The 14,295-nt window shown below is 67.7% G+C and carries 12 protein-coding genes; 5 read left to right on the top strand and 7 right to left on the bottom strand.

Annotated features, from left to right (window positions below; genetic code table 11):
- Window positions 1-4: 4 nt before the first annotated feature.
- Window positions 5-1,639 (bottom strand): acyl-CoA dehydrogenase family protein, encoded by a 1,635-nt coding sequence (locus tag B0B01_RS01810; RefSeq protein ID WP_076646748.1) that lies wholly within the window; start codon window positions 1,637-1,639, stop codon window positions 5-7.
- Between the two features lie 120 nt (window positions 1,640-1,759).
- Here B0B01_RS01810 and B0B01_RS01815 point away from each other — a divergent pair, with 120 nt between their 5' ends.
- The 4 genes from B0B01_RS01815 to B0B01_RS01830 all read left to right on the top strand — a co-directional run bounded on the left by B0B01_RS01815 (window position 1,760) and on the right by B0B01_RS01830 (window position 6,013).
- A complete protein-coding gene (locus B0B01_RS01815; RefSeq protein ID WP_076646750.1) occupies window positions 1,760-2,059 on the top strand; it encodes an FtsB family cell division protein in 300 nt (99 codons plus the stop codon).
- Between the two features lie 130 nt (window positions 2,060-2,189).
- Window positions 2,190-3,200, top strand: coding sequence for a pyruvate dehydrogenase (acetyl-transferring) E1 component subunit alpha (gene pdhA, locus B0B01_RS01820; RefSeq protein ID WP_076646753.1), 1,011 nt, complete (start codon window positions 2,190-2,192; stop codon window positions 3,198-3,200).
- Between the two features lie 16 nt (window positions 3,201-3,216).
- Complete coding sequence (locus B0B01_RS01825) at window positions 3,217-4,653, top strand: pyruvate dehydrogenase complex E1 component subunit beta (RefSeq protein ID WP_076646755.1); 1,437 nt, start codon at window positions 3,217-3,219, stop codon at window positions 4,651-4,653.
- A gap of 13 nt (window positions 4,654-4,666) precedes the next feature.
- Window positions 4,667-6,013 (top strand): pyruvate dehydrogenase complex dihydrolipoamide acetyltransferase, encoded by a 1,347-nt coding sequence (locus B0B01_RS01830; RefSeq protein ID WP_076646756.1) that lies wholly within the window; start codon window positions 4,667-4,669, stop codon window positions 6,011-6,013.
- 115 nt (window positions 6,014-6,128) lie between these two features.
- Here B0B01_RS01830 and cysE read toward each other — a convergent pair whose 3' ends face one another.
- The 6 genes from cysE to B0B01_RS01860 all read right to left on the bottom strand — a co-directional run bounded on the left by cysE (window position 6,129) and on the right by B0B01_RS01860 (window position 11,391).
- Window positions 6,129-6,938 (bottom strand): serine O-acetyltransferase, encoded by an 810-nt coding sequence (gene cysE, locus B0B01_RS01835; RefSeq protein ID WP_076646758.1) that lies wholly within the window; start codon window positions 6,936-6,938, stop codon window positions 6,129-6,131.
- A 169-nt stretch (window positions 6,939-7,107) separates the two neighbouring features.
- A complete protein-coding gene (locus B0B01_RS01840) occupies window positions 7,108-8,181 on the bottom strand; it encodes an alpha/beta fold hydrolase (RefSeq protein ID WP_159438951.1) in 1,074 nt (357 codons plus the stop codon).
- Window positions 8,182-8,330: 149 nt separating this feature from the next.
- Window positions 8,331-9,455, bottom strand: a complete 1,125-nt coding sequence (modC, locus tag B0B01_RS01845) for a molybdenum ABC transporter ATP-binding protein (protein WP_076646759.1) — start codon at window positions 9,453-9,455, stop codon at window positions 8,331-8,333.
- On the bottom strand, window positions 9,452-10,147 hold the full coding sequence (modB, locus tag B0B01_RS01850) for a molybdate ABC transporter permease subunit (protein ID WP_076646761.1): 696 nt from the start codon (window positions 10,145-10,147) through the stop codon (window positions 9,452-9,454). The genes modC and modB overlap by 4 nt, the downstream gene beginning before the upstream one ends.
- A gap of 7 nt (window positions 10,148-10,154) precedes the next feature.
- The gene (modA, locus tag B0B01_RS01855) at window positions 10,155-10,916 is read right to left on the bottom strand and encodes a molybdate ABC transporter substrate-binding protein (RefSeq protein WP_076646762.1); all 762 of its coding nucleotides are present in this window, start codon (window positions 10,914-10,916) and stop codon (window positions 10,155-10,157) included.
- A 115-nt stretch (window positions 10,917-11,031) separates the two neighbouring features.
- Entirely contained in the window at window positions 11,032-11,391 is a 360-nt protein-coding gene (locus B0B01_RS01860; protein ID WP_076646764.1) for a winged helix-turn-helix domain-containing protein, read from the bottom strand.
- Window positions 11,392-11,593: 202 nt separating this feature from the next.
- Here B0B01_RS01860 and B0B01_RS01865 point away from each other — a divergent pair, with 202 nt between their 5' ends.
- Window positions 11,594-14,140, top strand: coding sequence for a membrane-bound PQQ-dependent dehydrogenase, glucose/quinate/shikimate family (locus tag B0B01_RS01865; RefSeq protein ID WP_076646766.1), 2,547 nt, complete (start codon window positions 11,594-11,596; stop codon window positions 14,138-14,140).
- Window positions 14,141-14,295 lie beyond the last annotated feature (155 nt).

A 14,295-nucleotide genomic window follows, 5' to 3' on the forward strand; every position in this document is an offset into this window, starting at 1 on the left:
GCGCTCAGCCGATCCGCGCAAGGATTGCCGCCTCGTCCAGCCCCGGGCCCGCATATGCGCCGGCGATCCGCCCGCGCCCCTCGGCCAGCCGCGTCGCCACGTAGCCCCCGGAAACCGCGGCCGGGGCAAGCGGAATCAGCGCCGCCGCGCTCATCAGCGTGGCAAGGCTTTCCGCGAAAAGGCGCGCCTCGGCCTCACCCGGCAGGGAGCGCCAGCGGGCGCGGTGGCGCTCGAGCGCGCCGTCATAACCGCGGTCCATGCCCCGCGCCGCGTCAAACATGTGGTCGAGCGCCTCTCCCGCCAGCGGCTGGCGCTGCAACGTGCGCAGGACATCAAGGCAGATCACGTTGCCCGACCCTTCCCAGATGCCGTTGAGCGGCGCCTCGCGGTAGAACATGGGCAGGTCGGTGTCCTCGATATATCCCATGCCGCCCAGCACCTCCATCGCCTCGGCGATCACTGGCACGGCGCGCTTGTTGTTGAGGAACTTCGCCAGCGCGACGCCGACGCGGGCCAGCGCCCGATCCTCGTCGCCGGTTCCGTCGAAGGCGCGCGCCATGGCCATGGCCGATGCCAGCGCCGCCTCGCAGTCGAGCGCGATATCGGCCAGCACCCGGCGCATGAGCGGCTGGTCGATCAGACGGCGCTGGAAGGCGCTGCGTCCGCGCACCCACCAGAGCGCCCGCACCAGCGCCGCCCGCATGAGCCCGGCCGGCGCGATCGCCGTATCGAGCCGCGTGTGATGGACCATCTCGATGATGCGGCGCACCCCGTCGCCTTCGTCCCCGAGGCGAAAGGCGAGCGCATCCTCGTATTCGATCTCGGCGCTGGCGTTGGCGCGATTGCCGAGCTTGTCCTTGAGCCGCTGCAGGCGGATGCCGTTGCGGGCCCCCGAAAGCCAGCGCGGCACGACAAAACAGGTGAGCCCGCCCGGCGCCTGCGCCAGCGTCAGGAATCCGTCGGACATGGGCGCCGAGCAGAACCATTTATGTCCGGTCAGGCGATAGTGATCGCCGTCGCGGACGGCCCGCGTCGTGACGGCCCGCAGGTCCGAGCCGCCCTGCTTTTCGGTCATCGCCATGCCCATGGTGACCGCGCTTTTTTCCGCGACCGGGCGCAGCGACGGGTCGTAATCCGCCGCCGCAAGACGCGGCTGCCAGAGCGCGGCCAGTCCCGGATCCGCCCCGAGCGCCGGCCAGGCGGCATAGGTCATGGTCAGCGGGCAGCAGGTGCCGGGCTCGATCTGGCTCAGCAGATAGACATGGGCCGCGTGCGTCACCTGCCCGCCCGGCGCGCCGTCCCGGGCCGAGGCCGCATAACCGGCCCTTGCCGCCGTCTCCATGCAGTGGTGATAGCCGGCGTTATAGGCGACCTCGTCCAGGCGCCGCCCGCCGCTGTCCCAAGAAAGCAGGCGCGGCGGATCGCGCCGCGCCTCGGCCGCGGCCTGCACCATCGCCGCGCTGCCATAGGCGGCGGCTGCCGTCTCGAGCGACCGGCCCCGGCCGCCGAAATGCGCGACCGCCTCGCGCAGCGGCACATCGCCGGCCCAGAGATCGCGCGTGACCGGCAGAAGCGGCTGGTTCGTAACCTCATGGGTTCGAAGCCCGGAACCTGCCGGGACGGGGCGATTCGGCGCCATGACTCGGGCCTCCTTCCACCAAAGAGGATAGGCGCTGCAGCGGGGATTCCCAAGCGCGATCACCTGTGCAATACTGCGCCCGGATACCCGTCAACGGGTGCAGCACGAGGCAGAGCCATCTTGATCCGTTCCAGCCGCCCGGGGTTCCGCGCCCTGATCTTCTTCACCGTTGCCTTTCTGCTGTGCAGCTATTTCACCTTTGCCGCGGTGCAGGGCGATTACGGGCTGTTCCGCCGCATCGAGATCACCGCCGAGACCGAAACCTTGCGGGCGCAGCTCGCCACGATGCAGGCGGATATCGCCGACATGGAGAACCTCACCCACCGCCTGTCCGATGATTATCTCGACCTCGACCTGCTCGACCAGCAGGCGCGTTCGGTGCTCGGGCTTCTGCGGGCGGACGAACTGGTGATCCGTTGACGGCATGCGTTTGCATACTGCCGCTCTGGACGGGCGGCACGAGCCGAGTCAATATGGTGTGATCATGCGCCCGGATCTGCCGGATCCGCCCACACCGTTATCTGTCCAGACAGAGGGAGATGCAGGCCCCATGGCTGCCCGAACAACCACCCGCAAGACGAATGTCGCCGCCGAGGATCTGAAACGTTACTACCGCGAAATGCTGCTGATCCGGCGGTTCGAGGAAAAGGCCGGCCAGCTTTACGGAATGGGGCTGATCGGGGGGTTCTGTCATCTGTATATCGGCCAGGAGGCGGTGGTGGTCGGGCTCGCCGCCGCGGCCGAGGACGGCGACAAGCAGATCACGTCCTATCGCGATCACGGGCACATGCTGGCCACCGGCATGGATCCGCGCGGCGTGATGGCCGAACTCACCGGCCGCGTCGGCGGCTACTCCAAGGGCAAGGGCGGCTCGATGCACATGTTCAGCCGCGAAAAGAACTTCTACGGCGGCCATGGCATCGTCGGCGCGCAGGTGCCGATCGGCGCCGGGCTGGCATTCGCCGATCAGTACAAGGGAAACGGGCGCGTCACCTTCACCTATTTCGGCGATGGCGCCGCCAATCAGGGCCAGATCTACGAGACCTTCAACATGGCCGCGCTGTGGAAGCTGCCGGTGATCTTCGTGATCGAGAACAACCGCTATGCCATGGGCACGGCACAGAAACGCTCGACCTCCACGCCCGAGCTCTATACCCGTGGCGCGGCCTTCGGCATCCCCGGCGAACAGGTGGACGGCATGGATGTGCTGGCGGTCAAGGAGGCCGGGGAAAAGGCGGTCGCCCACTGCCGCGCCGGCAAGGGGCCCTATATCCTCGAAGTCATGACCTACCGCTATCGCGGCCATTCCATGTCCGATCCGGCCAAGTACCGCACCCGCGACGAAGTGCAGCAGGTGCGCGAGACCCGCGATTGCATCGAACATGTGCGCAGCCTGCTGCTGCAGGGAAAACACGCGAGCGATGACGATCTGAAAGCCATCGACAAGGAGATCAGGGCCGTGGTCAATGAGGCGGCCGAGTTCTCCAAGGACAGTCCCGAGCCGCCGCTGGAAGAGCTCTGGACCGATGTCTATGCCGAAGCCGACCAGCCCGGCGCGTGAGAAGGAGTAGAAACCGATGGCAACCGAAATCCTCATGCCCGCGCTGTCCCCCACCATGGAGGAAGGCACGCTGGCGAAATGGCTGGTAAAGGAAGGCGACACGGTCGCCTCGGGCGACATCATCGCCGAGATCGAGACCGACAAGGCGACCATGGAATTCGAGGCCGTGGACGAGGGCCGGATCGGGCGGATCCTGGTCGCGGCCGGGGCCGAGGGGATCGCGGTCAATACGCCGATCGCCGTGCTGCTCGAGGATGGCGAGAGCATGGAGGACGTGCCGGAACCGAACGCGTCCGCCGCCGCCCCTGCCCCCGCTTCGGCCCCGGCCGCCGCGAAGAAGGCGCCCGCCGGTCCCGCCCCCGCCGCCGGGGACCGCGCGGACAAGGACAATGGCGAGGACAGTGGCGAGGACACGGGCGAGAACACGGGCGCCGGGCAGGAACTGTCGCCGGACTGGCCCGAAGGCACGCAGATGAAGCACCAGAGCGTGCGCGAGGCGCTGCGCGACGCCATGGCCGAGGAAATGCGCCGCGACGAGACCGTGTTCCTGATGGGCGAGGAGGTCGCCGAGTACCAGGGCGCCTACAAGATCAGCCAGGGGCTGCTTGACGAATTCGGCGCGCGGCGGGTGATCGACACGCCGATCACCGAACACGGCTTTGCCGGGCTCGCGGTCGGCGCCGCCTTTGGCGGGCTGCGCCCGATCGTCGAATTCATGACCTTCAACTTCGCCATGCAGGCGATTGATCAGATCGTGAATTCGGCCGCCAAGACGCTTTACATGTCGGGCGGGCAGATGGGCGCGCCGATGGTGTTCCGCGGCCCGAACGGCGCCGCCGCCCGCGTCGCTGCCCAGCACAGCCAGGACTATGCCGCCTGGTACATGCAGGTGCCCGGCCTCAAGGTGGCGATGCCCTATTGCGCCTCGGATGCGAAGGGTCTGCTCAAGACCGCGATCCGCGATCCGAACCCGGTAATCTTTCTCGAGAACGAAATCCTCTACGGGCGCAATTTCGAGGTGCCCGACATCGAGGATTACACCGTCCCGTTCGGCAAGGCCCGGATCTGGCGCGAGGGCACGGATGTCACCATCGTCAGCTTCGGCATCGGCATGACCTATGCGCTCGAGGCGGCCGAGCGGCTGGCGGGTGACGGAATCTCGGCCGAGGTGATCGACCTGCGCAGCCTGCGGCCGATGGACACGGGAACCATCATCCGCTCGGTGCAGAAGACCAATCGCTGCGTCACCGTCGAGGAAGGCTGGCCGCAGGGTTCGGTCGGGAGCTACATCAGCTCGGTGCTGATGCAGGAGGCGTTCGACTGGCTCGACGCGCCGGTGATCAACTGCACCGGCAAGGACGTGCCGCTGCCCTATGCCGCCAATCTCGAGAAACTGGCGCTGACCAGCACCGACGAGGTGATCGAGGCGGTGCGCAAGGTCACCTATAGCTGAGGAGGGACGACAGATGCCGACGGAAATCCTGATGCCGGCCCTTTCTCCGACCATGGAAGAGGGCACGCTGGCGAAATGGCTGGTGAAGGAGGGCGACGCGGTGGCGGCGGGCGACCTTCTGGCCGAGATCGAGACCGACAAGGCAACGATGGAATTCGAGGCGGTGGATGACGGCACCATCGGAAAGCTTCTGGTCGCGGACGCAACCGAAGGGATCAAGGTGAACACCCCCATCGCGGTGCTGCTGGCCGAGGGCGAAGGCGCCGAGGACATCGAAAGCGCCCCCGCCCCGGATTCCGACCCCGCTCCCGCCCCTGCCCCGGCTTCCGGGGAGTCGGGCGATGATGCGGGCCGCGCGGCAAAAGACAGCACGGCCGATGAGCCGTCCTCCCCGGCCCAGGCGGCGGATACGGCCACGGGCGGGGAGGCGCGGATCTTTGCCTCGCCGCTTGCGCGCCGGCTTGCGGCCGAAAAGGGGCTCGATCTCGCGCAGATCACCGGCTCCGGCCCGCGGGGACGGATCATTCGCGCCGATATCGAAGCCGCGCCCGCGCAGCAGGCGAAAGCCCCGGCACATGGCGCCGCGGCACCGGAGGCCGCGCCCGCATCCGCCCCGGCGCCCGCTGCCGGACCCTCGGCCGATATGGTCATGCGGCTTTACGCCGACCGCCCCTATCGCGAGGTCGCGCTCGACGGGATGCGCAAGACCATCGCCGCGCGGCTGGTCGAGGCCAAGCAGACCATTCCGCATTTCTACCTGCGCCGCGATATCCGCCTCGACGCGCTGCTGAAGCTGCGCTCGGAGATGAATGCGCAGTTGCAGCATCGCGAGGTGCGCCTTTCGGTCAATGATTTCATCATCAAGGCCAGCGCCCTTGCCCTGCAGGCCGTCCCCGAGGCGAACGCCGTCTGGGCCGGAGACCGGATCCTGCAGATGGAACCCTCGGACGTCGCGGTGGCGGTGGCGATCGAGGGGGGGCTTTTCACGCCGGTGCTTCAGGACGCGGACAAGAAATCGCTTTCCGCGCTCTCGGCCGAGATGAAGGATCTGGCGGCCCGCGCCCGCGAACGCCGCCTTGCCCCGCATGAATATCAGGGCGGCAGCTTTGCGGTCTCCAACCTCGGCATGTTCGGGATCGAGAATTTCGATGCCGTGATCAACCCGCCGCATGGCGCGATCCTCGCGGTCGGGGCCGGGGTGAAGAAACCGGTGGTCGGCAAGGACGGAGCGCTTGGGACCGCCACCATGATGTCGGTGACGCTGTCGGTCGATCACCGGGTCATCGACGGGGCACTGGGCGCAAAGCTGCTGAAGGCCATCGTCGACAATATCGAGCACCCGCTCTCCATGCTGGCCTGACGGCCGACGTCACAGGGACAAGCGGCTGAACGACAAGCGGCCAAACATGAAAAAGGCGGACCCCGGCCCGCCTTTCCTTCATCCCTGACCGTTAGGAATGGCCCCCCCGCGGCGGTCATTCCTGGCCCGGAAACATCTGGTTCATGCTGACCGAGGGCTGTTCGCAGCCCGATTCGCCCACGATCCGCGCCGGGATCCCGGCCACCGTGGTAAAGGGCGGCACGTCCTTCAGCACCACCGAACCGGCGGCGATCCGGCTGCATTCGCCGATCCGGATATTGCCAAGCACCTTCGCGCCGGCGCCGATCAGCACCCCGTCGCCGATCTTGGGGTGGCGGTCTTCCTTTTCCTTGCCGGTCCCGCCAAGCGTCACCGAATGCAGCATCGACACGTTGTCGCCGACCACCGCCGTTTCGCCGATGACGATGGAATGCGCATGGTCGATCATCACCCCCTTGCCGATCCGGGCGGCGGGATGAATATCGACGCCGAAGATTTCGGATACGCGCATCTGGATGAAATAGGCCAGATCCACCTTGCCGCGGGTCCAGAGCCAATGGCCGATCCGATAGGCCTGGATCGCCTGGTAGCCCTTGAAGAACAGGATCGGCTGCAACAGGCGATAGCAGGCCGGGTCGCGCTCATAGACCGCGACCACATCCGCGCGCGCCGCGTCGATCAGTTCGGGGGCGTCGGCATAGGCTTCCGCCGCGATCTCGCGCAGGATCACCATGGACATCTCGTTCGAATAGAGCTTGGCCGCGAACCGGTAGGACAGCGCATTCGCCAGTGTCTTGTGGTGCAGGATACAGGCATGGACCAGCCCGCCCATCAGCGGCTCGTTGCGGATGGCCTCCTCCGCCTCGTCGCGGATGCGGTCCCAGACCGGATCGACCGAGGCGACCTTTCTGCACGTTTCAGCCATGACGACCTCTCTTTCGTTGCGCGTCTCTTATTATCCTACAGGAAAATGCGCCAGACCGAAACCGCGGGCCGGACCGCCGCGCGGGGGGCCGGCATGAAACCATGAACCGTCCCCGCGCAAGCCCGTCCCGCTTCAAGCCGGGCCGCAAGACCCGGCGCCGCTCCCCGCCCTATTCGGCCGCCTTCCAGGCGCAGTTGCCGAGGAATTCATCCTCGCCGACATCATCCGACGCCACCAGCCGGGTGCTGTCGTCGCGGCACACCACCGTGTAATCGCCAAGCCCGGCGATGTCGGCAAGAATCTGGTCCCACTGGCGATATTGCACCGTGTGTCCCTGCCCCGGATAGACCGTGGCGCGCACCACGTTCCCGAGCGCCTCCTGCCACTGCGCCATTTCCGCGACCGGCACGCTTTCGTCATCCTCGCCCCAGTAGAGATAGGCCGGCGCGGTGATCTTTTCCGCATCGGCCACCGCATCGTCGCCGCAGGGGCGCAGGTATTCGGCCGCAAGCGCCGTGGCATTGCCAAGCTGCCCGTTCACATAGAAGGACCGCGTCGCATCGGCATAGGCCTGCGCCTGCCAGCCCGGGACGATCAGCACCGGCGAATCCGGCACGCCCCACCAGTCCTTGGGGCTATGCGTGAAATCCTCGAGCTGCGCCGCCATGTCCTCGAGCGAGAGGTCGCAGTTGGCGGGCTCGGAGCGGGTCGGCAAGGTGCGTGATACGGCAGCGGCCAGATGCAGCGAAGTCACCCGCTCCGGCGCCGTCGCGGCAAGATGCGCGGCATAGGCGCCCCCGCCCGAGATCGCGACGATGGCGAAGTCATCCACGTCGAGATGATCGAGCACATAGAGGATCTCGGCGGCGTAATCGCTGTAGCCGAGTTCCGGGTTGAAGGGCGATTCCCCGAATCCGTTGCGCTCGACCGAAATCATCCGCAGGCCGAGCGATTCCCGCAGCGAGCGGTTGAATTCGGTCAGCTGGAACGCGGCGAGGCTGGTCCCCTGCCCGCCCAGAAACACCACGGCGCGCCCCTCGGGGTCGCCTTCGTCGATATAGAACACCGGCCGCCCGTCCAGAACGAGCTCGTGAACCTCGGCTCCGATGTGGTCGAATCCGTTGGCGATCTCGAGCGCCTCGGGATCGGGCACGGTTGGCTGCGGTTGCGCCAGCGCCGGCATGGCAAACAGCGCCCCGAGCATTCCGGCCGCAAGCCCCGCAGTGATGTTGTGATCTGTCATCCTGTGTCCTTTCATACCCGCCTGCCGGATCCGTCCCGCGCCCGACTCTGCCCGGTCACTCTAGCCCGACCTTGCGGGTTTGTCGCCCGATGCGGCCACCCGGTGCGGCAGATGGGCGCGGCCGGATTCGGGGCTGCGCATGGCTTTCGTCACGCGGTCCGGGGAATGTCGCAGAAGGGCGTGCCGATGTCCTCGGGCGCATGCGAGAGCGACTTCGCGATGGCGACCAGCCGCGCCCCCGGCCGGACGTCGAGCGCGCTGCAGGAGCGATGGGTGATGCGCGACAGCAGCGCACCCGCCGCCGTGTTGAGCCGCACCACGACGACATTGCCATCCTCGTGCAGGGATTCGACCACGCCGGGCAGCATGTTGAGGGCGGAAAGCCCCGCGGGGCGCTCGCGCGCGAGGATCACGTCCGAGGCGGCGATGCGCAGCCGCAGCCGCGCGCCGGGCCGGGCGTTGACCAGGGGCAGGAATAGCGCCACGCCGCCGGCGTCGAGTTCGGTGATCCCGTCCGCGTGATGCCGCAGCACCCGCGCCGAAATCACCGCCCCCGCCTCGCGTCCCGCCCCCGCGACCGCCGCCGGCGCCGAGAGCACCTCGGCCGCCGGTCCGATCTGCAGAAGCCGCCCCCGCCCGAGCAGGGCAACCGTGGTCGCGATCCGCGCGACCTCCGGGGCGGAGTGGCTGACATAGAGCATCGGCACCCGCAGTTCATCGCGCAGCCGTTCGAAATAGGGCAGGATCTCGGCCTTGCGCGCGTCATCCAGCGCTGAAAGCGGCTCGTCCGCCAGGATGAGCCGCGGCTCCGCCAGAAGCGCGCGGCCGATGGCGACGCGCTGCCGCTCGCCGCCCGACAACGTGCCCGGCATGCGCCCGACAAGCGGCCCGATGCCCAGCATCTCGATCACGTCGCTTTCGCGCCGCGCCGCCGCCCACGATCCGGGGCGGGACCTGCCGCGCAGGAACCAGCGGCCATAGCGCAGGTTCTGGCGAACAGTGAGATGGGGAAACAGCCGCCCGTCCTGAAAGATCACGCCGAGCCGGCGGCGATGCGCGGCCACCGAAATGCGCCGTCCGGTGTCGCTCAGCACCGTTCCGTCGAGCGTGATGCGCGCGTGTTCGGGGTGAAACAGGCCCGCAACCGCGTTCAGCACCGTGGATTTCCCAGCGCCCGACGGGCCGAACAGCACCGTCACCCCCTTTGGCGCCTCGAAGTCGAGGTCGACATCAAAACCGGCAAAGCGGTGGCGGAGGGCGACCGAGAGCGTCATCGCGCAGCGATCCGTCGGGCGATGCGCCGCGCGAGCCACTCGGAGAGGATCAGTGCCCCCATCGCCAGCACGACCGCGACCAGAACAAGGCGCGCCGCCGCCGCCTCGCCGCCCGGCACCTGCAGGAAGCTGTAGATCGCCGTGGGCAGGGTCCGGGTCTCGCCGGGGATGTTGGACACGAAGGTAATGGTGGCGCCGAATTCCCCCATCGCCTTGGCAAAGGCAAGGACCGCGCCGGCCAGCACGCCGGGCAGGATCAGGGGCAGCGTCACCGTGATCCAGACCCAGAAACGCGAGGCGCCGAGGCTCCCGGCGGCGGCCTCGAGCCGGGGGTCCACCGCCTCGATGGAAAGGCGGATCGCCCGCACCATGAGCGGAAAGGCCATCACCGCCGCCGCAAGCGCCGCGCCGGTCCAGCGAAAGGAAAACACGATGCCGAACCAGTCATGCAGCCAGGGGCCGAGAAATCCCCGCCGCCCGAAGGCGACAAGCAGAAGATAACCGGTCACGACCGGCGGCAGCACCAGCGGCAGATGGACAAGCCCGTTCAGCATCCCGTGCCCCGGAAAGCGCCAGCGCGCCAGCGCATGGGCGACGAACAGCGCCACCGGCAGGCTCGCGATCGTGGCCCAGAAGGAGACGCGCAGCGACAGGCGCAGCGCGCTCCATTCCTCGGGGCCGAGCCAGTCCATGCGCGCCTCAGTTCAGGGTCTCGAAACCATGTTCTGCGAAGATCCGCGTGGCGTCGGGGTCACGCAGCGCGTTGAAGAAGGTGTCGTCCGCCCCGTCGCCGGCCGCTTTCAGCAGCGCCGCCGGATAGCTTACCGGATCGTGGCTGTCGGCGGGAAAGGTTCCGATCACATGAACCGCCGGTTCGGCCGCCGCGTCGGTGGCATAGACGATTCCGAAGGGCGCCTCGCCCATCGCGACGAGCGCAAGCGTTGCACGCACGTTGTCCGCCTGCGCGACCGACCCTTCCACCTCGTCCCAAAGCCCGAGACTGGTCAGCGCCTGCCGTCCGTATTGCCCGGCCGGGACCGAGTCGACCAGCGCCATGGCGAGTTTTTCGTCACCGATCAGCCCGGCCAGATCCGTATCGGCGTCAAGCGTGAGCGGAGCAACATCGTCGTCATGGGCGACCAGGACAAGCGTGTTGCCCAGAAGATCGACCCGGCTGTCGCCGGCGACCTCGCCGCCCTTTTCGACCTCGTCCATCCATTCCTGCGAGGCGGATATGAAAATGTCGGCCGGCGCACCGCCGAGGATCTGCCGCGCGAGCGCGTTCGAGCCGGCATAGCTGACGAGCACCCTGTCGCCGGTCTTTGCCTCGAAATCGGTCACAATCTCGTCAAGCGCGGTCTTGAGCGAGGCGGCGGCAAAGACCACGACCTCCTCTGCGGCGGCAGGCAGTCCGCCCCCGATTCCGATCAGCAGGGCAAGGGCGGCACTCGCGTTGCGCATGGCTAAAGCTCCGTATGGGTCCGTATGATGATAGTGGTGCGTGCGGGACGGGTTCGTGGCCTGGCGTTATGTCCCGTGGAACATATCGAAACCGCGCAGGCGCGCAAGCGGAAAATCAATCCGCCTTGCGGGCAAGCAGCGCTTTCATGCGCGCGATCCGCGCCGCGTTGACCTCGGCCGCCGCGGCCTCAATGGCTTCGAACAGTTCGAGCACCTCGCGCCCGACGGCGGTCAGGCGCGCATGGCCGCCCCCGGCCCCGCCGCGGCTGCTCTGCACGAGCGGCTCGCGGAACATCGCGTTCATGTCCTCGACCAGCGACCACGCACGTTTGTAGCTCATGCCCATCTCGCGCCCCGCGGCCGATATCGACCCGGTGCGCTCGATGCCCGCAAGCAGCGCCGCCTTGCCGGGACCGAGCTTGTCGGTGTCCGAGAAATAGAGACGGAGGAAGAATTCAGGATGCAGCCTGGCCATGGCACAGCTTCGCCGATCGGCGCCCCGGGAGCAATCCGGGAGAGGCACGCCCCGCGGGGAACCACGGAAAAATCGGGGAAATCAACCCTGTCCGGGCGCGGCGCGGCGGAAAATCATGGAACCGAGGCGCTGACGGGGCGTTGAGTCAATCGGACTGCACCGGAGCGGGCCGAAGCGCAACGGATAATGAACGGAGCCGACAGTGTATCGCATCATCATTTCCCTGCTCGTCTTTCTTGTCGGTCTGATCGTGACGGCGGGGGGGATATGGCTCGCCGCGGTGGGCGGCTCCTGGTTCTATGTCCTGCTCGGCCTGCTGTTGCTTGGTGCGAGCGTCCTGACCTGGCGGCGCAACCGTTTCGGCATCGGCCTTTACGGGGTGACGCTGCTGCTGACGCTGGTCTGGTCGATCGGCGAGGCCGGTTTCGACTGGTGGGCGCTGGCGCCGCGCGGAGCGCTTCTGGCGGTGCTCGGCGTGCTGATGCTGCTGCCGTGGATGGTGCGCGCCATGCGCCCCGAATCCGGGCGTGAAGGGGCGCGGGGCGGTTATGAGCTCAATAGCGGCATCCTTGCCCTGTCGCTCGTGATCGCGGGCGGAGTCGCGCTCTATTCGGCCTTCTCGAACCCCCATGACACGCCGGGCAACCTGGGCGAGCGGGTCACGGTGGCCGCGGACCAGCCCGACGCGGGCGTGCCCGATGGTGAATGGTGGGCCTATGGGCGCACCAATGCCGGGCAGCGCTATTCGCCGCTGGCGCAGATCACGCCGGAAAATGTCGGCGCGCTCGAGGTCGCCTGGACCTATCGCACGGGCGAGACCCGCAGCGGCGTCGACCCCGAGGAGACCACCTACGAGGTCACGCCGCTCGTGATCGACGACACCATGTATATCTGCACCCCGTTTTCCACCGTGATCGCGCTCGATGCCACCACCGGCGAGGAGAAATGGCGGTTCGATCCGCAACTGAAACAGCCGCCGACCGCGACCACCCAGCACATGACCTGCCGCGGCGTGTCCTATCACCGGGCTGAAGCCGGGGATTTGCCCGACAATGTCACCCTGGCCACCGGTGATGCGGCGCCGGCCTCCTCGCCCGACGAACTTGTCGCGTCGAGCGCCGCCGAGGCAACCACCGATGCCGCCGGCGTGCCGCAGAACGTGGTGACGGGCGGCGCGGAGGCCGGTGCGCCCAATCCGGTCGTCACCCGCAAGGACGTGCCCGAGGACGTGACCCTGCCCGGCCAGTGCCTCGAACGGCTGTTCGTGCCGACATCGGACGGGCGGCTCATCACCATCAGCGCGCAGACCGGCGAGATCTGCCCGGGCTTCGGCGGCGGGAACGGCACCATCAACCTCTGGGCGAACATGCCCAATATCACGCCCGGGTCGTTCTATGCGACATCGCCCCCGATCGTCACCGAAAGCCTGGTCATCGTGAACGGCGCGGTGAACGACAATGCCTCGGTCGCCTCGCCCTCGGGGGTGATCCGCGCCTATGACCTTTATACCGGGGAACTGGTCTGGAATTTCGACAGCAAGAACCCCGATGCGACCATGCCGATCGCCAATGACGAGGCCTACAGCCACAACGCCCCGAATTCCTGGAGCGTGGCCTCCTATGACCCCGACCTTGACCTGATCTATCTGCCCATGGGCAACGAATCGCCCGACCAGTACGGCGGCGGGCGCGGTGAGAACACCGAGCGGTTCTCGTCCTCGATCCTGGCGCTCGATGCCTCCAGCGGGCGGGTGGTCTGGGATTTCCAGACCGTGCATCACGACCTCTGGGATTACGACGTTCCCGCCCAGCCGAACCTGATCAACCTCGAGATCGGCGGCGAAGCGGTCCCGGCGCTCGTGGCGCCGACCAAGCAGGGCGAGGTCTTCGTGCTGAACCGCGAGACCGGCGAGCCGGTGCTGCCGGTTTCCGAACAGCCCGCGCCGCAGACCACGGTCGAGGGCGACCATGCCGCCCCGACCCAGCCGCATTCGGCGTTGAGCTTCATGCCGCCGGTGCTGCGCGAGGCCGACATGTGGGGCACCACGCTGTTTGACCAGCTTTACTGCCGCATCCGGTTCCGCCAGCTCGACTACGAGGGGCCCTTCACCCCGCCCACCGAGCGCGGCACGCTGGTCTATCCCGGCAATTTCGGCACCTTCAACTGGGGCGGCGTGGCGGTCGATCCGGAACGCGGGATCCTGTTCGGAATGCCGGTCTACCTTGCCTTTACCGTCACCATGGAAAAGCGTGCCGACGAGATGTCGCGTGTGGTGACGCAGGAGGGCGACCCGATCTTCAACGAGAATTTCGGCGCCCCCTATGCGGCGATGATCGGGCCCTTCACCTCGCCGCTCGGCCTGCCCTGCCAGCAGCCGCCCTGGGGCTATGTCGCGGCGGCGGACCTGACCAGCGGCGACATCCTTTACCGCCATGTGAACGGAACCGTGCGCGACCTGTCGGGGCGGCTTGCGCTGCCCTTCGAGATGGGCGTGCCGGGAATCGGCGGGCCGATCATGACCGCGGGCGGTGTCGCCTTCCTGTCCGGGACGCTGGACGATTACGTGCGCGGCTATGACGTGAACAGCGGCGAGGAGCTCTGGCGTGCGCGCCTGCCCGCCGGGGGCCAGGCCACGCCCTCCACCTATGAGGGTGCGGACGGGCGGCAGTATCTGGTCGTGGTCGCGGGCGGCCACGGCTCGACCGGCACGCGCCCCGGAGACAGCATCATCGCCTATGCCCTGCCCTGAGCGGGGCGGGCGTGCGCGCGGCGCAAGGAAGGGGGCGCTGCCCCCTCTTGGCCTGCCGGCCAATTCACCCCCGGGATATTTCTGCCAGAAGAAGGCCGGGCGACTGCGGCGAGGGGGGTTGTCCTGCAGGCCCTCGGCCTGCGATAGTGCATGAT

The sequence above is a fragment of the Pontibaca methylaminivorans genome, assembly GCF_900156525.1.
In the GTDB taxonomy this organism is placed as follows: domain Bacteria; phylum Pseudomonadota; class Alphaproteobacteria; order Rhodobacterales; family Rhodobacteraceae; genus Pontibaca; species Pontibaca methylaminivorans.